Below are 21,199 nucleotides of genomic sequence, written 5' to 3'. Positions count from 1 at the left end.
TGAATACGTTTCATGTAATTAGTTTAAATCAATGCAACCCTTCAGGGGACTGCGAAATCGATTGGCGAAATCAATCAGCCCACGGCTTCGGGTTTTCCGCTCTCGGCCGATTTGTAGGCCGCCTCGGTCAACTGCACGACGCGCAGGCCGCAGACCGGCGGGGCCTGTACTTCCGCTTCGCCCAGGATGGCCTCGATGAAGTTCTCCGCCGGCGGCTTCCCCCGGCCCGGGGTCTGCGGCAACCGGATATCCTCTCCCTTCCGATGGACGAAGAGGGGCTCGGAAGCGCCGAAACGCATCACGCCTTCGGTGCCGTAGAAGGTGAATTCCTCGCGCCATTCGGGCGACATGGAGGTGTAGGACAGGTTGCCGACGGCGCCGTTCGTGAACTCCACCGAGATGGCCGTATTCACGTCGACCAGGGTGCCTTCGGGGTTGATAAACGCGTGGACGGACTTCGCTTCCAGGCCCGTCGTCCACAGCAGGATGTCATTGATATGACTGCCCGTGTCCATGAAGTGCCCGCCGCCGGACAGCTCGGGATCGGCGCGCCATGAGGCACCGGGGCTGAAGATCCCCAGGCAGTCCTGGGCGATGATGACGTGGACGAGGCGCACGTCGCCGATGACGCCGTCCCCGATCATCTCCCGGGCCTTGATGAACTTCCCCTCGCCGTGACGCTGGTAGGCGACGGCCAGCACCCGGTCCGCCCTTTCCGAATATTCGATGAAGTCCCTGGCGTCCCGTGTCGTCGTCGCCATGGGTTTCTCCACGAGCACGTGCAGTCCCGCCTCGAGGCTGGTCCGGACCTGGTCCGCGTGCCGGGTATGGGGGGTCGCGATGACGATGGCGTCCAGTTTCTCCGCGTCGATCATCGACTCGAGCGAAGCGTAGTGGTTCAAGCCCTGTGCGGAAGGCCCCAGGGTCTTTTCCATCCGGTTCATCGCGACCGGATCGGTATCGAACAGAGACACGACCCGGACGTCTTCTCGGGCGGACAGCAACCGGGCGTGGTGGCCGCCCATGCCGCCGGCGCCCGCGATACCGATATGGAGTGTTTCCATGTTGCGCGGTCCTCTAGGTGATATGCTTCCTGCTGCAAAGGTGAAATGGAAACCGGACCCGGTCGTTGCCGACCGTCACCGGCGATGGTTCACTATAAAAACGGGGCGTTTAAAGATCAAGCAGCAAAATGGAAAGTGCTTGACAGGCGTTCCGCCGGGCTCTTAGGTTGGCCATCGTTGTCTGCCTCATCACCCTTACATGGAAGACCTCATGGATAACCCGCTGCTTGAATATGTCGGCAACGTGCAGGCCCTGGTATGGGGAGTGCCCTTGCTGGTGCTGCTGGGCGGCACGGGACTCTACCTTACCATACTGTTAAAAGGCGTGCAGTTCCGCTCCCTGTGGCACGCGCTCTACCTGGCGTTCGTCAGGCGCCGGGAAGCCGGCGCCGAAGGCGACATCAGCCACTTCCAGGCCCTGATGACCGCGCTGGCGGCGACCGTCGGTACGGGAAACATCGCCGGCGTGGCCACGGCCATCGCGGCCGGGGGCCCAGGCGCACTCTTCTGGATGTGGATGACGGGCCTGGTGGGTATGGCCACGAAATACGCGGAAGCGGTCCTGTCGGTCAAGTACCGCGAGACGGATTCGAAGGGGCTCATGAAGGGCGGCCCCATGTATTACATCTCCAACACCATGGGCTGGAAGTGGATGGGGGCCGCCTACGCACTGTTCGCGGCGCTCGCGGCCTTCGGCATCGGCAACATGACCCAGTCGAACTCCATGGCCGACGTGCTCCAGAGCAGCTTCGGCGTGGACCCGTGGGTCACCGGCATCGTCCTGATGATCGGCACGGGCCTGGTCCTGATCGGTGGGATCAAGAGCATCGGCCGGGTCGCCAGCCTGATCGTCCCCACGATGATCGTGCTGTACATCCTCGGCGGACTTACCGCCATCCTGATGAACGCCTCGGCGATCCCGGGCATCTTCGAGCTCGTGGTCACCCACGCCTTCACGCCCGCCGCGGCCGCCGGGGGCTTCGCGGGCGCGATGGTCCGGCAGGCGGTACAGTTCGGCGTGGCCAGAGGCATCTTCTCCAACGAGTCCGGCCTGGGCAGCGCGGGCATCGCCGCCGCGGCCGCCCAGACGAAGGACCCGGTCACGCAGGCCCTGGTGTCCATGACCCAGACCTTCATCGATACCCTGGTCGTATGCACGATCACGGGTTTCACCATTATCGGTACGGGCGTCTGGCTGTCGGGCGACACGGGCGCGCCGCTCACTGCGGCGGCTTTCGCCAGCGGCCTGCCTGGCGGATTCGGAGGTTATCTGGTCGCCGTGGGCCTGGTACTGTTCGCCTATTCGACGATCCTGGGCTGGAGCTACTACGGCGAGAAATCGGTCGTATACCTGCTCGGCGAACGCTCCGCATTGCCCTATCGCATGCTGTTCTGCCTCTTCGTGGGGGTCGGCGCCGTTTCGGAACTGGAACTGGTCTGGGGAGTCTCCGACATCATGAACGGCCTCATGGCCTTCCCCAACCTGGTCGCCCTGCTCTTCCTATCTCCCATCGTCGCCGCGGAAACCCGGCGATACTTCGGCAGACATGACACGAAGACAGCATAGAAGGATATTCTGGGTGCTCGTGGTCGTGCTGGCCGCGCTCCACGTCGATTTCTTCAACCACGGCATCTCTCCTCCGCCGCTCTTCGGATGGCTTCCTGTCGACCTGGCCTACCACGTCGTATGGGTGATCGCCGCCGCCGCGCTCGTCCTCTACTTCACCCGATATGTATGGCGGGACTTCGATGAGTCCTGAAACGACCATATTCGTCGTGGTGGTGGTGTACTTCGCCGTGGTGCTGGGCATCGGCGCCGCCGCGTTCCGCCGGTCCCAGCCGACGGCCGAAGACTACTTCCTCGGGGGCCGCCTCGCCCGGTCGCTCGTTATGTTCATGGCCCTCTTCGGCACGAACATCACGCCCTTCCTGATCATGGGCATTTCGGGGCTCGCCTACCATCACGGCTACGGGGTGTTCGGTTATACGGCGGCCATGGCGGCCCTGATCATCCCCGTGGCCTACTATGTCATCGGCTACCCCGCGTGGATCGCGTCCCGGAAACTGAAGGCCGTGACGCCCGCCGAACTGCTCGCCCGCCGGCTCGACAGCCCTAACCTCGGCCGCCTGCTCTTCGTCGTGTACTTCGTATTCATGCTGCCCTACCTGTCCACCGGCGTCGCCGGCGTGGGGCTGGCCGTCGACGTCTTTACCCAACAGGCGATCTCCTTCGAAGTCGCGGCGGCCGGCATCCTGGTCATCACGCTGCTCTACACCACCACGGGCGGCATGCGGGCCACCATGTGGACCAACGTGTTCCAGGGCCTCGTCTTCGGCGTGTTCCTCTACGTATCGATCTTCGTCGTCGCGGCCGATTTCGGCGGCGTCTCGGGCGTCATGCAGGAGGTCGCCCGGCGGTTCCCGGAGCTCACGGCCACAAAGGATACTCCGCCCTTCACTACGGGCAACTGGTTCGTCTGGGGCATGGCCATGGGGCTGGTCGTCCTCGCCTTTCCCCACCTGCTGGTGCGCGTATTCGCCGCGAAAGACGTGAAATCGCTGAAGAACTCCATCCGGTACTACCCCATCATCATGATCGGGCTGATGCTGGTGGCCACGCTCTACGGCGTGTGGGGACGCATCGAATTCCCGGATTTCGTGGGCCGGGATTCCGACATGGTCTTCCCCATGGTGATCCGCAGCCACTTCGGTCCCCTGATCCAGGGACTCGCCCTGGCCGGTATCCTGGCGGCGGTCATGTCCACCCTGGACGCCCAGATGCTGACCCTTTCGTCCATGCTCACCCGCGACGTGTGGTACGGGCTGTCCCAGCGCCGACAGGTCGTGCTGGGCCGGCTGTTCCTCGTCATACTCGGCGCGATCGCCTACTACATCGTGATCCTCCGGCCGGCCTCCATCTTCGCCCTGGCCCAGTTGTCCTTCTCCGGTTTCGTCACGCTGACCCCTATCTGGCTGCTCGGTTTGCACTGGAGGCGGTTCACGGCCCCGGGCGCCATCACGGCCATCATCGCGGGGAACGCCGTGCTCGTCGCCATGTTCTACGAATGGCTGCCGAACCCGGGCCTCATCCCCGTCGCGTGGAGTTTCATGGCCACTTCCATCGTGGGCGTCGTGGTGTCGCTTTTCACAACCCCGCCGCCGGAATCGGTTACCGAACCGGTGATGACCCCGATCCGGCAGGCCATGGGAGATGGTTGACCGCGTATGACCGTCCACCCGTTCGCCGGCAACAGGCGTAGCATATGAACCACCTCGGCAAGGCTCCCCTGATCTTCGGCCTGCTCTTCCTCCTGGCCTTTCCCGTCATCGTGTTCCGCGGCGATGACCGCTCGGACACGCTGGAGTTCTGGATCTTCGCGCAGACGCACTACGATGAGTTCAGTGCCAGGATCCCGGCGTTCGAGGCAGCCCATCCCGGCGTCAGGGTCGAACTGCGGCTGATCTCGAAACTGCACGACAAGCTCCTTGCCGCCTTCCTGTCCGGCATCGGCGGCCCCGATCTTTCCGAGGTAGAAATCTCATCGGTAGGCCGGTTCTTCAAGGGCACGAAGGAAGAAATCGGCTTCGTGGACCTGACCGACCGCATCGAGCGCGAGGGGATCGCGGATGAGTTCGTACAGGCGCGCCTCGCACCCTGGTCCTTAGGCGGCCGGGTGTACGGCCTGCCCCGCGACGTCCATCCCGTCATGCTCCTGTACCGTCACGACGTGTATGAGGAAGCGGGGATCGATCCGGCATCCATCGAAACCTGGGATGATTTCGTCCGCGAGACGAGACCCCTTGCCCGCGACGAGGACGGAGACGGGCGGCCCGACCGCTATCCGATCATGCTGAGCGCCCACAAGCCGGGCCATTTCTGGCTTATGCTCCTGCAGAACGGCGGCGGCATGTTCGATGAGGACGGCGGGGTCATCATCGACAACGACATCGCCGTTTCCACCCTGGAATTCTACTGCAGCCTGCTCAACGAGGCGCAACTGGCCATCCCCGAATTCTCCCAGGACCCGGCCAGCTACGCCGCCATGAAGGAAAACGTCATTCTGGGTGTGCTGGCACCGGACTGGTACATTAGCTTCGTTCGGAGGTTCGTCCCGGAACTGGAAGGGAAATGGCGTGCCATGCCCCTGCCGGCCTGGCGGGAAGGCGAGCGACGCACCTCGACCTGGGGCGGCACCATGATCGCGGTTACCAAACAGGCCGAGAACCCGGATCTCGCCTGGGAATTCGCCAAGTTCGCCTACATGGACGACGAGGCCCTCGCGAACCGTTACCGCAAGACCTTTATCATCCCGCCGATCCGGTCGGCGTGGTCCAACCCGGTGTACGGCGAGTCCGAGGCGTACCTGGACGGGCAGGTCCTGGGCAGAAGCCTGACGGAACTCGCGCCCGACATCCCCGGATTTCACCTGAACCCGTATTGGGCCGAAGCCAACGATCTGCTGCGGCAGGCCGTGTACGAAGCCGCCAATGGGATTCGGACGCCCGCCGATGCGCTGTCCCACCTGGCAGAGCAGGTCCGCGCGCTGCGGGATAACACAGCAGAGACCGAATGAAACCCCGGTACGCCCCCTACTTCTTCCTCGCGCCATTCTTCGCGCTCTTCGGCGTCTTCATGGTCTACCCCCTGTTTGATTCGATCCGTCTTAGCACGTACAGTGTCCGGGGCATGCAGAACCAGACCTTCGTAGGCCTGGAGAACATCGAACGGTTGATCGCCGACCCGCTCTTCTGGACCGCCCTCTGGAACACGGCCTATTTCGCCGCGGGCAGCCTGCTCCTGCAACTGCCGGTGGCCCTGGCCCTCGCCCTGCTCCTCAGCAACGCCCGCCTGAAAGGCCGGAACCTGTTCCGTCTTTCCTTCTTCTCGCCGGTGCTGATCTCCGGCGTCTTCATCGCCGTGATCTTCTACCTGCTGTACGACCGGCGCTACGGCCTGGTGAACAGGGTGCTCGGTTCCGAAATCCCGTGGCTTCAGGATCCCGACCTGGTCATGCCCGCCCTCGTACTGGCCGGGGTATGGCGGTGGGCGGGATTCAACATGGTCTACTTCCTCGCCGGGCTTCAGAGCATTCGGCAGGAGCTCTACGAAGCGGCCGCGGTGGACGGCGCGGGACCCTGGCAGAGCTTCGTGCACGTGACGGTCCCCGCCCTCAAGCCCGTCATCGCTTTCGTGGTGATCACGTCCATGATTGGCTCGTTCCAGCTCTTCGATCTGCCCTACGTACTCACGGAGGGCGGCCCCGGCAATGCGAGCATGACCATGGTGATGTACCTGTACAAGCATGGATTCGAGTTCATCAACCTCGGCTACGCGGCGACCATCGGCTGGGCCCTGGCCGTGATCATCGGGGTCATTTCCATCATACAGGTCCGGTTTTTCGGCGTACTCAGGGAAAACTGACACCATGAGAAACCCTGTTCGCACCACCATCACCTATGTGCTCCTGATAATGCTGACCGTCCTGGTCCTGACGCCGCTGTTCTGGGTGGTATCCGCTTCCTTCAAGCCGTCGGGCGAAATCTTCACCTACCCGCCGACCTTTCTCCCCCAGGACCCCACACTCGAGAACTTCACCCGGCTGTTCCAGGAAATGCCGATCATCCAGTACGTCGTCAACAGCACCTTCCTGGCCACCTCGCACACGCTGCTGCTTCTCGCCATCGCCACCATGGGCGGATTCGCCTTTGCCAAGTACTCGTTCCGGGGCCGCGGCGTCCTCTTCGCCATCGTCCTCGCCTCCATGATGATCCCCTTTCACCTGGTGCTGGTGCCCCTGTTCACCCTGTTGTACAAATTTGGCTGGCTCGACACCTACCAGGGCGTGATCCTGCCCTACCTGGCATCCAGTGGCTTCGGCGTGTTCCTCATGCGGCAGTTCATTCTCGGCGTACCCTCGGATCTGCTCGATGCGGCGCGGATCGACGGCACCTCCGAATTCGGTATCTACTGGCGCGTCATCATCCCGACCGTGAAGCCGGCCATGGGCGCCCTGAGCATCTTCGGGTTCCTGGGGGCCTGGAACGAGTTCCTCTGGCCCATGATCGTGCTGCGGGACGCCGCCAAGTACACCCTGCCCCTCGGCCTGGCCAGCCTGGTGGGCGTCTACCGCCAGGAATACGGCATGCTCATGGCCGGGACACTGCTGTCCATCCTGCCCATCATGGCCCTGTTCCTCGCGATGCAGCGGGAGTTCGTGCAGGGGATCACGTTGGGGGCGGTGAAGGAGTGAGGGAGGATGGACAGTAACTCCTAGTTATGACGCATGTGATGCGTGTGACAGGTGAGAATGGTAAGCGCGACTTAAAGTCGTTGACGTGTGACGCTATGGGCCACAATTTGAGCGATTCGCGAGCAGCCGAGTCCAAACCAGCGCATGTATGTGCAAGTAGAAGGATGGAAAGGAGAAGTATCTGAAATGACGGATCAAGACCGCGATCGGCAATACACGATGGGACGCAGCGACGAAGAGACTGAACGCCTGATCGAGCAGTCCCGGCTCTTAAGGCCGATCACGGAGCGGTTTCTGAAGTCGGCCGGCCTTGCTCGGGGCATGAGGGTCCTCGACATCGGCAGCGGCGCGGGCGACGTGGTCCTGGTCGCGGCGGAGCTCGTAGGTCCCGAAGGGGAAGTCGTGGGCGTGGACATGAATCCGGAGATCCTGGAGACCGCCCGGGAACGGGTCCGGCAGGCGGGGCACCGAAACGTGGAGTTCCTTGCCGGCGACGTGCATACCCTGGAACTTGGCGGCGATTTCGACGCCCTGATCGGAAGACTGGTGCTCATGTACCTGCCCGATCCCGTGGCCACACTCAAACAACTCGCAACCCGCTTGCGCCCCCGCGGTCTCGTTGTCTTCCAGGAGATCGATTTCACGATGACCCGGTCGTACAGTAACGAAGATACTCCGCTCATGCGCCAGTTGGTCGATTGGATCGTGGAGGTATTTGAGCGATCCGGGGCGAACCCGAATATGGGACTGGACCTGCACCGGGTGTTCATCGAGGCCGGCCTGCCCGAGCCCACCCTGGACGCCGGCATGCTGCTCGGCGGATCCGCCGACTGGCCGGGGTATTCGTACGTCGCGAATTCATTCCGTAGCGTCGTCCCGCTGCTGGAACACTACGGGATCGCGACCGCCGAAGAGGTGGACATCGACACCATTCCCCGGCGGGTACGGGAGGAAATCGTCGCGGCGAAGCGACCAGTTGTTATTCCGCCGCATATCGGGGCGTGGGCGAGGACAATGTAGAAAATCAATAGCGCCGCTTTCGATTTTCCTGTTTGTTGCGACTTAGCGAGACAAATTCGCTATTAAAGTTAGGCTGGTATAAGGCCTGATTCTGTGATTGTATTCAACACAGGCTATAATATAGGACCGACTGAGTTCTGTATTATAGTCAGAATGCTATAAGCACCTTACTATATTACGAATGATTCCGTGCCTCTCGCTGCCCTATCTTCACCTTGCCATTTCTCCTCTAACGCCCTATATTACACGGTCTTGAATCTGCTCTAACGGTAACCCGATCAGGAACTTATGAGCACAGAAAAACAGTACAGGGATTTCATACGCGAAATTATCGACACGGACATGGAAAGTGGGAAATTCGGGGGCAAGGTGCATACCCGTTTTCCTCCGGAGCCGAATGGCTATCTCCATATCGGTCACGCCAAGTCGATCTGCCTGAATTTCGGAGTGGCGGAGGAGTACTCCGGCCTGTGCAATCTCCGGTTCGACGATTCCAATCCCGAGACGGAGAACGTGGACTTCGTGGAGGGGATCAAGCGGGACATCCGGTGGCTGGGATTCGACTGGGAAGATCGCCTGTACTTCGCCTCCGGTTACTTCGATCAGCTGTACGCCTACGCGCAGCAACTCGTGGACCAGGGCGACGCCTACGTGGACAGCCTGACCTGGGAAGAAATGCGGGATCACCGTGGCACGCCCACGGAACCGGGCCGAAACAGTCCGTACCGCGACCGGACTGTCGCGGAGAACCGGGACCTTTTCGAACGCATGCAGGCCGGGGAGTTTCCGGACGGTACGCACGTCCTGAGGGCCCGGATCGACATGGCCCATCCGAATCTGACGATGCGCGACCCCGTGCTGTACCGGATCCGACACGCCCATCATTACCGCACCGGGGACAAGTGGCGCGTGTATCCCATGTACGACTTCACCCACTGCCTTTCGGACTCCATCGAAGGCATCACCCATTCGCTCTGCACCCTGGAGTTCGAGAACAACCGGCCGCTCTACGATTGGATCCTGGACCGACTGGACGTCTACCACCCTCAGCAGATCGAATTCGCGCCGCTGGCGCTGGCCCACACCGTGCTTTCGAAGCGCTTCTACCGGCCGCTCATCGAAGAAGGCGTGCTGTCCGGGTGGGACGACCCCCGCATGCCCACGCTGTCCGGCCTGCGGCGCCGGGGATACACCCCCGTGGCCGTCCGGACCCTCTGCGACCGCGTCGGTGTGGCCAAGAACCACAATCTCATCGACATGGCCCTGGCGGACTTCATCATCCGGGAGGACCTGAACAAACGGGCACCTCGGGTCATGGGCGTGCTCGACCCGCTGAAGGTCGTGATCACCAATTACCCCACCGACCGCACCGAGCAGATGGAAGCCGTGAACAACCCGGAAGACGAGGGCATGGGGACGCGGCAGGTGCCTTTCACCCGTGAAATCTATATCGAGCGAAACGACTTTATGGAAGATCCGCCGCGGAAGTTCTTCCGGCTGGCGCTGGGCCGGGAAGTCCGCCTGCGATACGGCTACTACATCACCTGCACGGACGTGATCAAGGACGATGACGGGCAAGTGGTCGAACTGCATTGCACCTACGATCCCGAATCCCGGGGCGGGTCTACGCCGGACGGCCGGAAGGTACGCGGCACCATTCACTGGGTATCGGCCGCGCACGCCCTGAACGCCACCGTGCGTCTCTACGACCGGCTTTTCAGCGACCCGGATCCCCGTCCGGGTGAAGTCGACGATGACCGGTCCTTATTGAATCCTGATTCGCTCAAGACCGTCACGGACTGCAAGGTCGAGCCCGGGCTGGCAGACGCCGAACCCGGTGTAAACTACCAGTTCGAGCGGCTGGGCTACTTCTGTATCGACGCCGTCGAAACGCAGCCCAACGGACCGGTGTTCAACCGTACGATCACCCTCCGCGATACCTGGGCGAAGATCCAGCAGAAGTAGAACAAAAGTAGATACGAGTTCACGCAACTCACAGAGACGATTCCATCCAGGAAGGTGACCATGGCACGTCTATTCGGAAAAGAGTATACACGCAGGGAACTGCTCGATCTCGTTGGTGACATGAGCCAGGTGGCCCACGCCCGGTACGGCGAACTGCGCGAAGGCAGCGACCGGGGCGCCGATCTCATCGAGGTATTCAACGCCTCGGGCCTGTGCTTCTCCCTGCTGCCCGGGCGGGCACTTGACGTGGCCTCGGCCCACTACAAGGGCATGTCGCTCTGCTTCCGCAGCAACACGGGCGACGTGGGGCCAGCGTTTTACGAACCGCAGGGCTACGGCTGGATGCGCGGGTTTTACGGCGGGCTGGTCCTGAGCTGCGGGATGACGTTCACGGGCCATCCGGAAGTCGATCCCGAAGAAGAAAACGAAGAACTCGGCCTCCACGGACGCCTTTCATTCCTTCCCGCCCGGCAGGTCCATACCGATGGCCAATGGGACGGCGACGACTATGTCATCAAAGTGCGCGGGAAGATCAGGGAAGCCGTCGTCTTCGGCACCAACCTGGAACTCACCCGGGAAATCTCGACGGTCCTGGGCGAGAAATCGCTGCACATTCACGACCGTATACACAACCAATCCGTCGATCGCTCACCCCTGATGTTCGTCTATCATTGCAACCCCGGTTTCCCCATCCTCGACGAGGGCACGCGCGTCGTCATCGACAGCGAAAAGTCGACGGAATGGCTCGAAGACCGGGAGGTCGATCCCGATACCTTTTCTACGGTCTCTGCACCCGCAGACGAAGCGCACGACGACGTCTACGTCCTCCGTCCCCGGGCCGATGCCAGCGGTCTGTGCCACGTAGGACTGATCAATGACCGGCTGGGTCTGGGTCTGTACTGGTCCTTCCCCAAGGCGGAGATCCCCCTCGTAAGCCACTGGCAGCACTTCCATAGGGGTACCTACGTCACCGGCATCGAACCGGGCAACGTCAGCATGCTCGGCCGGGCCTGGAACCGCAAGAACGGCTACCTGCAGCACATCGAGCCCGACGAGATACGGGATTTTCACCTAGAGATCGGTGTAATGGAGGGTGCGGAAGAGATAGCGGCGTTCGAGGCGAAGGTTGGGTGAGGGGATTCTCACTGGCCGGGTCAACGTTGTCTCCGCATCAAAATCGGATGAACGGGGTGGGCCGCCTATCGTCGACCTGCGCCGGTTGCTCTGCCTTAACCCTGACGACAATCATCTCGCATAGACTAAGGTTCGATAACAGGTTGGATGGTGTGTTTGGCCTGCGTAGACAGGTTATCAAGAACCAGTGAGGAAGGTTGTTGGATGGGACGCATCGATTCGTATTTGATCTGCGCCACCCCACGTACGGGCAGTACCTTGTTGTGTGGATTGATGGCGTCTACGAAATTCGCGGGTCAGCCCGAGTCGTACTTCCGACAACCCGATGAGCAGTTGTGGGCTGAGCGATGGGACATTGTCCGCTCTTCCCATAGGATCTTCGAGTATTCCGAGTTCATACGTGCTGCCCTCGCCGCGGGCAGGTCAGAAAACGGAGTATTTGCCGCCCGGATTATGTGGGGTACTTTGGATTATTTGTTCGACAGACTGGGTACCGTCTATCCTGCTCCCGCTGGTCACGATATCGAACTGTTGAACCAGGCGCTCGGTCATACGGGGTTCATCTATCTGCAACGTGACGATGTGCTGGCGCAGGCTGTGTCGTGGCACCGGGCTGAGCAATCCAATGTTTGGCACCAGACCGATCGGGAGAAGCTGAAACAGCCGGTAATAGAACCACGTTTCGACTTCGATCTGATCCATAAGTTGGTGCAAGTAATAGAAGATCACAATTCGTCTTGGCGGGCGTGGTTTGCTTCCGCTGGAATTCAGCCGCATATGGTGCGGTATGAAGACCTGGACGCTGACCCCGTCAAAGTAGTCTGTGAAATCCTTGACTTCCTCGGCCTCAAGCTACCACCCGGACGCCAGATTTCGACTCATAACAGACGTCTTGCAGACGAACTCAACGCCGAATGGATTGACCGCTACCGAGCAGGAATCAAAGAACGGATTGATACTTCCTCGGAGTCCGGACATGACAAGTACGCTTAACACGGACATCGGAACGGTGTTATTTGGAATCTGGCATCATCCGACCAGCATTTGAACATCGCGCCGACAGAATTCCGCTCTCGCTCAGAGGTTTCGCCACCGGACAGGTTGCACGAGCATTGAGCACCGCGCGTTTGCACTTAACAGTAAGCTAAACATGACCAACGAAAGCAAGATCGCCATCTGTTCCGGAACGCTTACTGCTTTGGCTTCGATCGTGTGCGCCATGGCTATCATTCCGTCGGTCGCCCATGCTCAAAACTTCTCAGAAAGCGGTCCTTCTCTCCAGACCGAGACTACCAAATCCGCATCCGGTCTCACCACCCACCGAACCAATTTCTACCTTCGGGTCGGTGCGAGCCTCGATCTGTCCTCGACAACCAGGTTCGGGGACAGGAACTGTCTGAGTACGTCTCCTGCGGCGCTCTACGGGTGTGGAACAGGGGGCGACGGCATCGCTAGAGGTACGCGGGGTGATTACAGCATGGCGGGCGGTGTCGAGGTCGGCCTCGGATACGTCGCGACACCGGATCTGCGCCTGGAAACGTCCATATCCTACCGTCCGAGTTTCGCCTTCGAAGGGACCGCCAACTTCCTTCAGACCGATGTACTACAGTCCGTTTCGGCGGACCTGCAGGCCGCTTCCGGTACGGTCACCGCGTACATGGATTTCATAGCGCACGGTCCCTTTAGTGTGTTCGCGGGTGCCGGCGCGGGACTGCATTATGTCGATATCAGCGAATACCTTATGACGTTTCCCAGGACGCAGACCATAGTTCCGGACGGCCGGCGGGTCGATTTCTCCGTAATGCTGGCAGCCGGAGTGGCTACGTCTCTTTCGGATAGGATCACGCTCGATCTTGCATGGCGATACGTGAATTGGGGAATCGTAGAGACCGGAAGAGCCACCGGCCGGGTCATCTGGAAGGACGGCAGCCGCGAACCGCTGGAGTTAGACCTCGCCGAAACCTGGGCGATGCTCAGAGGGCAGGGATTCAGGATGTCGCTGCGCTATGGGTTTTGAACTCTCCGCCGGCTAACTAGGATTGTGCGAAGACGCTTTCTGTCCCGGACTCAGAGAATCTACTCACACCACCCCCCACATCACCTTCCCATCCTCTCGTTCCCGTTCATCCCGATATCCCTCGGCGATATCGAAATCCCTTCCCAGCCACAGCGCGTCCCGCTGCTCAGGTGAAAGCGCTTCAATCAGTTCCTCGGTAAGCACATCCTCGAAACGGAACCGGTGGTCGTTACTCGCTCCATCTCGAAACAGCCAGTGGCTCATCGACCTGCCTTCATTCGAGGTATTTAGCCCGGTCGCGTGAAAGATCCTTGAATCACGTACGATGAGTTGATCCGGCCTCACCTCGAGCGGGACCTCTCCAGGCAATTCCACGTCCGCAATGCCATCGACCCAGTATTCTTCGGGATATCCCTGGTTGCGCCGCCGCCGTTCCGCTTCTTCCTTGAACCGGTCGGCGGACCCGATGTGACTGCCGGGAATGACCCGGAGACAGCCCTGCGCTACCGATGCGCCCGAGAAGTAGTGCATGAACTCGGTGTATACCATTTCGCTGTCGCGGTGCCACCAGAACGAGTGGTCGGGCGCCAGTTCATTGATGCCGCCGTTGCGGAAATAGACATCGTCGTCGCCGGAGAGTTGCCTGGCCATTTCGAGGATTTCCGGATGGAGCATGATCTTCAGGAAAGGCACGGTATGGTCGAGCGCGCACCAGTAGGAGCCGGGAATCTGCGGAGCCAGCCGAAAATGATTCCGTCGGGTATCTGCGGTGACCGACTCAGGATCGATGGCGACCTTTTCCACGGCACTCTGGCAGTCCTGCGCCAGGGTCTGCGGAAAGGGGCAGTCGACAATGACACATCCGTCCCGGTGATACGCTTCGAGCTGTGACAACGACAGTTTCAAGGACGTTCCTTTCTCCTAAATGGCTATGTCATACTTCGATTTTCAGTCCCATCTCCAGCGTCTCACGTGGTATATCTCCCAGATACTGTTCATTCACCACGATGCGGTATGCGTCTTCGACCAGATGGCAAAATTTCAGCGGGATTTCTCGCCGCACCGAGTATGGCATCGCGAGGTCTCCCAGCGCGTTGACCACGGACAGTTTTATGGCATTGTCCCACCATCCCGTCACTTCCGCGGTGACACCATCTATGGCAACCGCTTTCCTGGATGAACCGTCCACCCACACGCCGCCGAAATGCCGCTCCAGGTAAGCAGTCGCGGCCAGACCGCCGCCGGGACCCCAGTTGAAGCCCGTCCAGCCGCCGCCTTCACCGGAATGCACCCTGGGATCACCATGCATGAGACTTTCGGGGGACATCCCGATTCCCGGCTTCACCTGTTCCTGCTCGGCCATGGTGATGCGGTAGTCGTTGATGCCATTGGCGTGGTTATGCTCCATGTCCATGGCGGCGAAGGCGGCTCGGGATGCGGCCACGGCGCGCTCGAGGTATTCGATTTTGCCTGTGGCCACGTAGTAGTCGGCATAGGTGGGTACGATACGGGATTGCCGCCCGTCGTTCCATTCCCCGTCGCAGTTCATCACGCCGAAACCGCCAAAGAGATAGGCCTTGCCGAACCGGTTCGGCGCCCAAACCTGCTGAAACAGGGACAGCAGGCCCAAGCAGTACTCGCCCTGTCGCAGCCACTGACCCTCTTCCGTCAGTTGGTACAGGGCCAAGTAGTGGTCGGCGGCCCACTGAACAGCCAGCGTATTGACCGGCGGGATCCCGTTGAGTGGATCGACCCAGTACAGCGGTCTCGGCGCGCAGGAATAGAAGAGTTCGAAATCCTGGAACTTCATCCGCGGTACGATTTCCCGGTTCATAAACGCGCCGGCCTTCGCGGCGGCTCGTTCCATTTCAGGATCTCCGACAATACGCGCGGTCTTCGCCAGCACCGCGCCGCCGATGGCCGTCGGCGCGTCTTCTTTCAGCTGCGGTGCGGGGTGGAGCTCACGGTCGAAATAGGTAGGGATGGCGCCGGACGGGAGCTGGGCGTCGACCAGGAACCGGCAGAAATTGATGACCCAATTCAGTACTTCTGATCCGCGTTCGAGATCGGGGAATTGCTCATACCAATAAAGCATCCACCAGGCTGTAACGCCCATGGACTGGAGGTCGTATCCATCCATGGGGTGTGCGGGCCACGAGGTCCAGTACATGGCCCCTTCCCAGGATGCAGTATCTACATGGTATATACAGGGAAATGCGCCGTCTCGCCTGGGCGAAGAAAGCCGCAGATGGATCATCCCCTCGGCGATGGAAGAGAGATGGTCGTCCTCCCATTTCCTTCCGTAATGCATGAGTCCGAAGCCCGCCTGAAAGTCATTCTCCCAGGCATGGTAGTTTATCCCCCTGCGCCAGGTGTTTTCGATGCCATAACCTTCTAGACTGCCAAAGGATACGGGCTTTGCCCATAGATTCAGTTCATGCCTGTAGCTGTACCGTCTTCCGTACTCCTCGAAGGGCATGACCTGGGGCCGAATATCCTTCAAGTACCGCGACCCGTATTTGTCCCACAACAACTCCGTGACCTGGGCCACGATCGATTCAGGACCCTCTCCGGTGCCGATCAGGAGATCAAAGCCATAGGTGATCTCGGTCCCGCTGACCGGCGCGGCATCATCACGGGCCGTCAGCACATGACCGTCCGGTTTCCATCTGCAGATTCCATAGGAAATGCGGGGGAGCCCGTAGGTCTCTCCACTGCCGGGATGATGCCAGGCGCGCAGATCGAGGGCGTGGGGCAGGTCCGGGTGCTCCTGCATGCGGTCCAGGTCGGGCACGATGGCGGCATAGACGCCGTGGGCCAATACGATTGCACAGGGCGACCTAAAGAACCAGTCGCCGGCCACGTGGTTTTCATGGTCGTGCAACCCGGGAATCCACGCAAAATCCAGGGGCAGGGCGTAACCCATCGCCCGGTCATCGGGTACGAAATAGTAGTGATTCATCACTCTTGCCAGAAGTATGCCAGAACGGGTGAGGCGATCGCATACCTCGACGCGGAACCGGTTGGCGGACTCGACGATTATCCGTTCCTCGATCCTGTGAACACCGATCTTTCCGCGACGGATGAGTCCGTTCGTACCCTGTTCGGCGATTTCCGTGAAGACCGCGGCCGCTACACCCGTTGAAGGCGCGACTTCCAGGTCTTCAACTGACGACCCCTCATCTTTCTCCCAGGGCCGGTGCTTGTTTTCGGCCCGGTGGGACAGCACGGTGCGCCAGCCACGCTCAGGATCACAGACTTCGAAACGAAGGAGGTGGGCATCCCCGTACTGCATTGGCACAATCCGCAGGTGTTCGGTACAGATCATGGGATGGTTCTCTCAAGGCATCCGTTCTTGCGCCGGTCCTCCCTGGTGGGCAGTCAGGATGGGCTGTGGTAAAAGGCGGACGGCGCTCATATCCGAGAAAATACAGCGCGGCCAGCGCCGATTCAATCAGATTGCCGGCCCCTTGTTCCGGTACGCCATGATCGCGCGCCAATTTCGTTGACGCTGGTTCCATGGATTTCTATACTCGAATCATACTACGGGTTCGACAGTCAACGGATTCATAGTCGCGAAAACCACGTTTACAACAGTACCTCATCATGCATCACCCTGTTCATCCCGGAGCAAACCATGGCCATCCCTTATGACGAATGCCTGCGGCGATTGCGCGCGCAGGTTTCCGAAGGCAAACCGATCATCGGCACGGGCGCCGGCACGGGTCTATCCGCCAAGTGCGCGGAAGCCGGAGGCGCCGACATCATCATCATCTACAACTCAGGTCGCTACCGCATGGGCGGGCGCGGTTCGCTCTCCGGCATGATGCCTTACGGTGACGCCAACCAGGTGGTGGTCGAGATGGGCCAGGAGGTCCTGACCATCGTGGAGGACACACCCGTGCTGGCGGGGGTCTGCGGCACGGATCCCTTCCGCATCATGAGCGTCTTCGTACGACAGCTCAAGGACCAGGGCTTCTCGGGCGTTCAGAATTTCCCCACGGTCGGCCTCATCGACGGGCTGTTCCGCCAGAACCTGGAAGAAACGAACATGGGATACGACCTGGAGGTCGAGATGATCGCGGAGGCCCACCAGGCGGGACTTCTCACCTGTCCCTACGTCTTCGACGAGGAGGAGGCGGTGAAGATGGCCGAGGCAGGAGCGGACGTGCTTGTCCCTCACATGGGCTTGACCACCAGCGGCACGATCGGTGCCCAGACGGCCATGACGCTCGAAGAGGCCGCGGCCAGGGTCCAGGCCATCCGGGACGCGGCCGTCGGGGTGAGGGAAGATATCCTCGTATTGTGCCACGGCGGACCGATCGCCGAACCCGATGACGCCGAATACGTGCTGAATAACACGACCGGAGTCGTCGGTTTCTTCGGGGCGTCGAGCATCGAGCGCCTTCCCGTGGAACGGGCGCTGACGGAACAGGTCCGTCACTTCAAGGGACTGGCGATTTAAATCTGTAGGGGTTTGGACACGCTGATTGCGGCACCGCGCCGAGCGCTAACTAGGGAGGCAGCCATGCCAGAACCGGGCATTCGATTCGTAGAACCGGACGACGTGGAAACCATGATGTTCGACTGGGGCAATATCAAGTGGTTCAGCGAACCCCGGGTTACCGAGACCGAACGCTTCAGCATGGGGCTGGTCGTGCTCGAGCCGGGCAAGGGCCACGAACGGCACAACCACCCCGGCGTGGAGGAGATCCTCTACTACATTTCCGGGGAAGGCGAGCAGATGGTGGAGGAAGACGGGCAGGAGATTCGCCGGAAGGTCGGACCCGGCATGATGTGCCATATTCCCGCCGACATGTTCCACGAAACGATCAACACCGGATGGGAACCCATGCGCATCATCGCCATCTACTGTCCGCCCGGTCCCGAGGCCTTTCTCCGCACCCTGCCCGGCTGCCGCATCGCACCGCCGGGCGAGCTGCCTGTGCGGGACTAGAATCCGGCCGTAGTCCGAACATTACCCGTTCGATTTTGAACAATCGGTAAGGCAATACGAACGATGAACCCCATCCAAATCATCGGAGTGCCTCTCGACCTCGGCGCGGGACGCCGCGGTGTCGACATGGGCCCATCCGCCATGCGCATCGCCGGCGTGGGCGAACGGGTCTCCGCCCTGGGGAGAACGGTGACGGACCGGGGCGACCTGTCCGCGCCCATCCGGGAACTGTGCAGTCCGGGCGACGCGTCCAGGAAGTACATCGAAGACATCGCTGAGGTTTGCCGCAACCTCTACGATACAGCGCTAGCCGTGCACCGCGACGGCGCGGTGCCCATCGTCCTGGGCGGCGATCACAGTCTTGCCGCCGGTTCGGTTGTGGCCACCGCCACGCGCGCACGGGACGACGGCGAACGCATCGGCCTGCTGTGGGTGGACGCTCACGGAGACATGAATACGCCCGACATCAGCGCGAGCGGCAACGTCCACGGGATGGCGCTGTCCGCACTGCTGGGCGGTGAACCAACCGAACTGTCGGGTTTCGGTCCGGCCGGACCGGCCGTCGAAGCGGAGCACACCGTACTCGTCGGCGTACGCAATCTCGACCCCGCCGAGCGTAACCTGGTGCTCGAGTCCGGTATCCATGTCTACACGATGAAAGACGTGGACCAGCTTGGGATGGCCCGGGTGGCCCAGAAAGCGCTGGAGCTCGCGGGGAACGGTACGGCGGGCGTGCACGTGTCTTTCGATCTCGACGTGTGCGATCCGGGCATCGCACCGGGCGTGGGCACGCCGGTCAAGGGCGGACTCAGCTACCGGGAAGTTCACCTGCTCATGGAAACGGTGGCCGACAGCGGACTGCTGCGCGCCCTGGACGTGGTCGAACTGAATCCCATTCTCGACATGGGGAACGCCACGGCCGAACTGGGCGTGGAACTCCTGCTTTCCGCCCTCGGCCGCGGGATCTTGTAGTCCGCCTAGTCCGCCTAGCCCGCCTAGTCCGCCTAGCCCGCCCTTGCTCGCGACGCCTTCAGCCGACCGGCCACAAACGCGCCACTCGCTGTCGGGCGAGTGCCGTCAAGCGCGTGCTGTCGCATCTCAGGCCCGCGTTACCGCCCCCGTGGCTGCCGAAGAGACGAGCCGGGCGTACTTGGTCATGACGCCGTCGCCGAAACGGGATGAACGTTCGGTCCAGTCGGAAAGGCGTTCGGCGATGACCTCATCGGGCAACTCCACGTCCAGCCGGCGGGACGCCACGTCGAAGACCACGGTGTCTCCGTCGCGCAGCGCGGCGATGGGACCGCGCACCGCGGCTTCAGGCGCCACGTGCCCCACCATGAAGCCGTGGGTTGCCCCGGAAAAACGGCCGTCGGTCATCAGGGCCACCGATTCTCCCAGTCCCCGGCCGACGAGGGCGCCGGTGACGGCCAGCATCTCCCGCATGCCCGGACCGCCCTTCGGCCCCTCGTAACGGATGACCACAACGTCATTGGGCTGTATCCCCCCGTTCATCACCTCCGCCATGGCGTCTTCCTCGCAGTCGAATACCCGTGCGGGACCCCGATGGTGGGTCTTCTCGTGGCCCGCGACCTTCAATACACAGCCTTCGGGGGCCAGGTTGCCCTTGAGGATCACGTAGCCGCCGGTGGGCTTGAGCGGGTCCTCGAGATCCCGGACGACCACCTGGCCCGGCGTCTCGGACGCCTCCGCGGCTTCCTCGGCGATGGTCCGGCCCGAAACAGTGATCGCGTCCTCGTGGAGCATGCCGCCCTCCAGCATGCGCCTGGCCACGAGCCGGTTGCCGCCCGCCGCGAACAGGTCGTTGGCGACGAACCGCCCACCCGGTTTCAGATCGGCGAGCAGCGGCGTCTTCTCGCTGATCCGGTCGAAATCCTCGATCTGCAGGTCCACGCCCGACTCCTGGGCGACGGCCAGCAGGTGCAGCACGCTGTTGGTGGAACCCCCGGTGGTGAGCACGGCGGCGATGGCGTTTTCAAAGGCCTTCCGGGTCATGATGTCCCTTGGGCAGAGGTTCCTGCGCACCAGTTCCATGACCTGGCGTCCGCATTCGCGGCCCACCTCCGGCTTGTCCGGGTGGGTGGCGGGTACGCTCGCGCTGCCGATGGGCGAGATCCCCAGCATTTCGAAGGCGATGGCCATGGTGTTGGCCGTGAACTGGCCGCCGCAGGCGCCGGCGCCCGGACAGGCGTGATCTTCCATGTCTTTAAGCTCCAGGTCGCTCATCTTGCCTGACGCATGTGCGCCCACGGCCTCGAAGACGTCCTGGATAGTGACGTCGTGCTGCTGGAAGCTGCCCGGCATGATCGAGCCACCGTAGAGCATGAGCGACGGCACGTTCACCCGGCCGAGGGCCATGACCGTGCCCGGGATCGTCTTGTCGCAACCGGACAGTGCGATGAGCCCGTCGAACATGTTCCCGATCGTGACCAGCTCGATGGAATCGGCGATCACCTCGCGGCTGACCAGCGAGGCCTTCATACCCTGGCTGCCCATGGTGATCCCGTCGGAGATGGAGACGGTGTTGAACTCCATGGGCGTGCCGCCGGCCTCCCGGACGCCCTCCTTCACATATTCGGCCAGGTCGCGCAGGTGGTAGGTGCAGGGACCGATCTCGATCCAGGTGTTGGCGATCCCGATGATAGGCCGGGCAAGGTCCGCGTCGGTGAACCCGGATGCCTTGAGCATAGCCCGGGCCGGGGCGCGAGAGGGTCCGTCGGTGATCGTCCTGCTGTGTCTCTTTCCAGCGTCTGTCATGTTTCGGTCTCCGTTC

Annotated in this window: 18 protein-coding genes; 14 read left to right on the top strand and 4 right to left on the bottom strand. The window is 61.5% G+C overall.

Features of this window, described 5'->3' with window-relative positions:
• Positions 1-74: 74 nt before the first annotated feature.
• Entirely contained in the window at positions 75-1,064 is a 990-nt protein-coding gene (locus F4Y38_15170; protein MXY50618.1) for a Gfo/Idh/MocA family oxidoreductase, read from the bottom strand.
• Positions 1,065-1,263: 199 nt separating this feature from the next.
• Here F4Y38_15170 and F4Y38_15165 point away from each other — a divergent pair, with 199 nt between their 5' ends.
• From F4Y38_15165 to F4Y38_15115, 11 genes are all read left to right on the top strand, one after another.
• Positions 1,264-2,631, top strand: coding sequence for a sodium:alanine symporter family protein (locus F4Y38_15165; GenBank protein MXY50617.1), 1,368 nt, complete (start codon positions 1,264-1,266; stop codon positions 2,629-2,631).
• The gene (locus tag F4Y38_15160) at positions 2,612-2,824 is read left to right on the top strand and encodes a hypothetical protein (protein MXY50616.1); all 213 of its coding nucleotides are present in this window, start codon (positions 2,612-2,614) and stop codon (positions 2,822-2,824) included. Before F4Y38_15165 ends, F4Y38_15160 begins: the two co-directional genes overlap by 20 nt.
• Positions 2,796-4,283 (top strand): sodium:solute symporter family protein, encoded by a 1,488-nt coding sequence (locus F4Y38_15155; protein ID MXY50615.1) that lies wholly within the window; start codon positions 2,796-2,798, stop codon positions 4,281-4,283. Before F4Y38_15160 ends, F4Y38_15155 begins: the two co-directional genes overlap by 29 nt.
• 44 nt (positions 4,284-4,327) lie before the next feature.
• The gene (locus tag F4Y38_15150) at positions 4,328-5,638 is read left to right on the top strand and encodes a sugar ABC transporter substrate-binding protein (GenBank protein MXY50614.1); all 1,311 of its coding nucleotides are present in this window, start codon (positions 4,328-4,330) and stop codon (positions 5,636-5,638) included.
• The gene (locus tag F4Y38_15145; protein MXY50613.1) at positions 5,635-6,486 is read left to right on the top strand and encodes a sugar ABC transporter permease; all 852 of its coding nucleotides are present in this window, start codon (positions 5,635-5,637) and stop codon (positions 6,484-6,486) included. Before F4Y38_15150 ends, F4Y38_15145 begins: the two co-directional genes overlap by 4 nt.
• A 4-nt stretch (positions 6,487-6,490) precedes the next feature.
• On the top strand, positions 6,491-7,315 hold the full coding sequence (locus tag F4Y38_15140) for a carbohydrate ABC transporter permease (GenBank protein MXY50612.1): 825 nt from the start codon (positions 6,491-6,493) through the stop codon (positions 7,313-7,315).
• Between the two features lie 186 nt (positions 7,316-7,501).
• Positions 7,502-8,335, top strand: a complete 834-nt coding sequence (locus tag F4Y38_15135) for a class I SAM-dependent methyltransferase (protein MXY50611.1) — start codon at positions 7,502-7,504, stop codon at positions 8,333-8,335.
• Positions 8,336-8,623: 288 nt separating this feature from the next.
• On the top strand, positions 8,624-10,300 hold the full coding sequence (locus tag F4Y38_15130) for a glutamine--tRNA ligase/YqeY domain fusion protein (protein MXY50610.1): 1,677 nt from the start codon (positions 8,624-8,626) through the stop codon (positions 10,298-10,300).
• 60 nt (positions 10,301-10,360) lie between these two features.
• The gene (locus F4Y38_15125) at positions 10,361-11,434 is read left to right on the top strand and encodes an aldose 1-epimerase family protein (protein MXY50609.1); all 1,074 of its coding nucleotides are present in this window, start codon (positions 10,361-10,363) and stop codon (positions 11,432-11,434) included.
• A gap of 147 nt (positions 11,435-11,581) precedes the next feature.
• Positions 11,582-12,427, top strand: a complete 846-nt coding sequence (locus F4Y38_15120; GenBank protein MXY50608.1) for a hypothetical protein — start codon at positions 11,582-11,584, stop codon at positions 12,425-12,427.
• Positions 12,428-12,584: 157 nt separating this feature from the next.
• A complete protein-coding gene (locus F4Y38_15115; GenBank protein MXY50607.1) occupies positions 12,585-13,451 on the top strand; it encodes a porin family protein in 867 nt (288 codons plus the stop codon).
• A gap of 63 nt (positions 13,452-13,514) precedes the next feature.
• On the opposite strand, the gene F4Y38_15110 is transcribed toward F4Y38_15115, so the two are convergent.
• Together F4Y38_15110 and F4Y38_15105 are read right to left on the bottom strand one after the other, a co-directional pair.
• Positions 13,515-14,357 (bottom strand): phytanoyl-CoA dioxygenase family protein, encoded by an 843-nt coding sequence (locus F4Y38_15110; GenBank protein ID MXY50606.1) that lies wholly within the window; start codon positions 14,355-14,357, stop codon positions 13,515-13,517.
• Between the two features lie 28 nt (positions 14,358-14,385).
• Positions 14,386-16,746, bottom strand: coding sequence for a hypothetical protein (locus tag F4Y38_15105; protein ID MXY50605.1), 2,361 nt, complete (start codon positions 16,744-16,746; stop codon positions 14,386-14,388).
• Positions 16,747-17,088: 342 nt separating this feature from the next.
• On the opposite strand from F4Y38_15105, the gene F4Y38_15100 reads away from it, so the two are divergent.
• The 3 genes from F4Y38_15100 (at position 17,089) to rocF (ending at position 19,380) form a co-directional block, all read left to right on the top strand.
• Positions 17,089-17,916: a phosphoenolpyruvate hydrolase family protein gene (locus F4Y38_15100; protein MXY50604.1), complete on the top strand. Its 828-nt coding sequence runs from the start codon at positions 17,089-17,091 to the stop codon at positions 17,914-17,916.
• Positions 17,917-17,979: 63 nt separating this feature from the next.
• On the top strand, positions 17,980-18,408 hold the full coding sequence (locus F4Y38_15095) for a cupin domain-containing protein (GenBank protein ID MXY50603.1): 429 nt from the start codon (positions 17,980-17,982) through the stop codon (positions 18,406-18,408).
• A gap of 63 nt (positions 18,409-18,471) precedes the next feature.
• Entirely contained in the window at positions 18,472-19,380 is a 909-nt protein-coding gene (gene rocF, locus F4Y38_15090) for an arginase (protein MXY50602.1), read from the top strand.
• A 126-nt stretch (positions 19,381-19,506) separates the two neighbouring features.
• Here the strand turns inward: rocF and ilvD are convergent, their stop codons facing one another.
• Entirely contained in the window at positions 19,507-21,183 is a 1,677-nt protein-coding gene (gene ilvD / locus F4Y38_15085) for a dihydroxy-acid dehydratase (GenBank protein ID MXY50601.1), read from the bottom strand.
• Between the last annotated feature and the right edge of the window lie 16 nt (positions 21,184-21,199).

The sequence above is a fragment of the Gemmatimonadota bacterium genome (assembly GCA_009838645.1).
GTDB lineage: Bacteria > JAAXHH01 > JAAXHH01 > JAAXHH01 > JAAXHH01 > JAAXHH01.
Note: the sequence above shows the minus strand (reverse complement) of the source record. Positions and strands in the feature narration are given on the sequence as shown.

What these genes read in the sequence shown, in the direction of transcription:
- F4Y38_15170 (MXY50618.1), bottom strand. Translation starts at nt 1,064, where the DNA reads ATGGAAACACTCCATATCGGTATCGCGGGCGCCGGCGGCATGGGCGGC.
- F4Y38_15165 (MXY50617.1), top strand. Translation starts at nt 1,264, where the DNA reads ATGGAAGACCTCATGGATAACCCGCTGCTTGAATATGTCGGCAACGTG.
- F4Y38_15160 (MXY50616.1), top strand. Translation starts at nt 2,612, where the DNA reads ATGACACGAAGACAGCATAGAAGGATATTCTGGGTGCTCGTGGTCGTG.
- F4Y38_15155 (MXY50615.1), top strand. Translation starts at nt 2,796, where the DNA reads ATGTATGGCGGGACTTCGATGAGTCCTGAAACGACCATATTCGTCGTG.
- F4Y38_15150 (MXY50614.1), top strand. Translation starts at nt 4,328, where the DNA reads ATGAACCACCTCGGCAAGGCTCCCCTGATCTTCGGCCTGCTCTTCCTC.
- F4Y38_15145 (MXY50613.1), top strand. Translation starts at nt 5,635, where the DNA reads ATGAAACCCCGGTACGCCCCCTACTTCTTCCTCGCGCCATTCTTCGCG.
- F4Y38_15140 (MXY50612.1), top strand. Translation starts at nt 6,491, where the DNA reads ATGAGAAACCCTGTTCGCACCACCATCACCTATGTGCTCCTGATAATG.
- F4Y38_15135 (MXY50611.1), top strand. Translation starts at nt 7,502, where the DNA reads ATGACGGATCAAGACCGCGATCGGCAATACACGATGGGACGCAGCGAC.
- F4Y38_15130 (MXY50610.1), top strand. Translation starts at nt 8,624, where the DNA reads ATGAGCACAGAAAAACAGTACAGGGATTTCATACGCGAAATTATCGAC.
- F4Y38_15125 (MXY50609.1), top strand. Translation starts at nt 10,361, where the DNA reads ATGGCACGTCTATTCGGAAAAGAGTATACACGCAGGGAACTGCTCGAT.
- F4Y38_15120 (MXY50608.1), top strand. Translation starts at nt 11,582, where the DNA reads ATGGTGTGTTTGGCCTGCGTAGACAGGTTATCAAGAACCAGTGAGGAA.
- F4Y38_15115 (MXY50607.1), top strand. Translation starts at nt 12,585, where the DNA reads ATGACCAACGAAAGCAAGATCGCCATCTGTTCCGGAACGCTTACTGCT.
- F4Y38_15105 (MXY50605.1), bottom strand. Translation starts at nt 16,746, where the DNA reads ATGCAGTACGGGGATGCCCACCTCCTTCGTTTCGAAGTCTGTGATCCT.
- F4Y38_15100 (MXY50604.1), top strand. Translation starts at nt 17,089, where the DNA reads ATGGCCATCCCTTATGACGAATGCCTGCGGCGATTGCGCGCGCAGGTT.
- F4Y38_15095 (MXY50603.1), top strand. Translation starts at nt 17,980, where the DNA reads ATGCCAGAACCGGGCATTCGATTCGTAGAACCGGACGACGTGGAAACC.
- rocF (MXY50602.1), top strand. Translation starts at nt 18,472, where the DNA reads ATGAACCCCATCCAAATCATCGGAGTGCCTCTCGACCTCGGCGCGGGA.
- ilvD (MXY50601.1), bottom strand. Translation starts at nt 21,183, where the DNA reads ATGACAGACGCTGGAAAGAGACACAGCAGGACGATCACCGACGGACCC.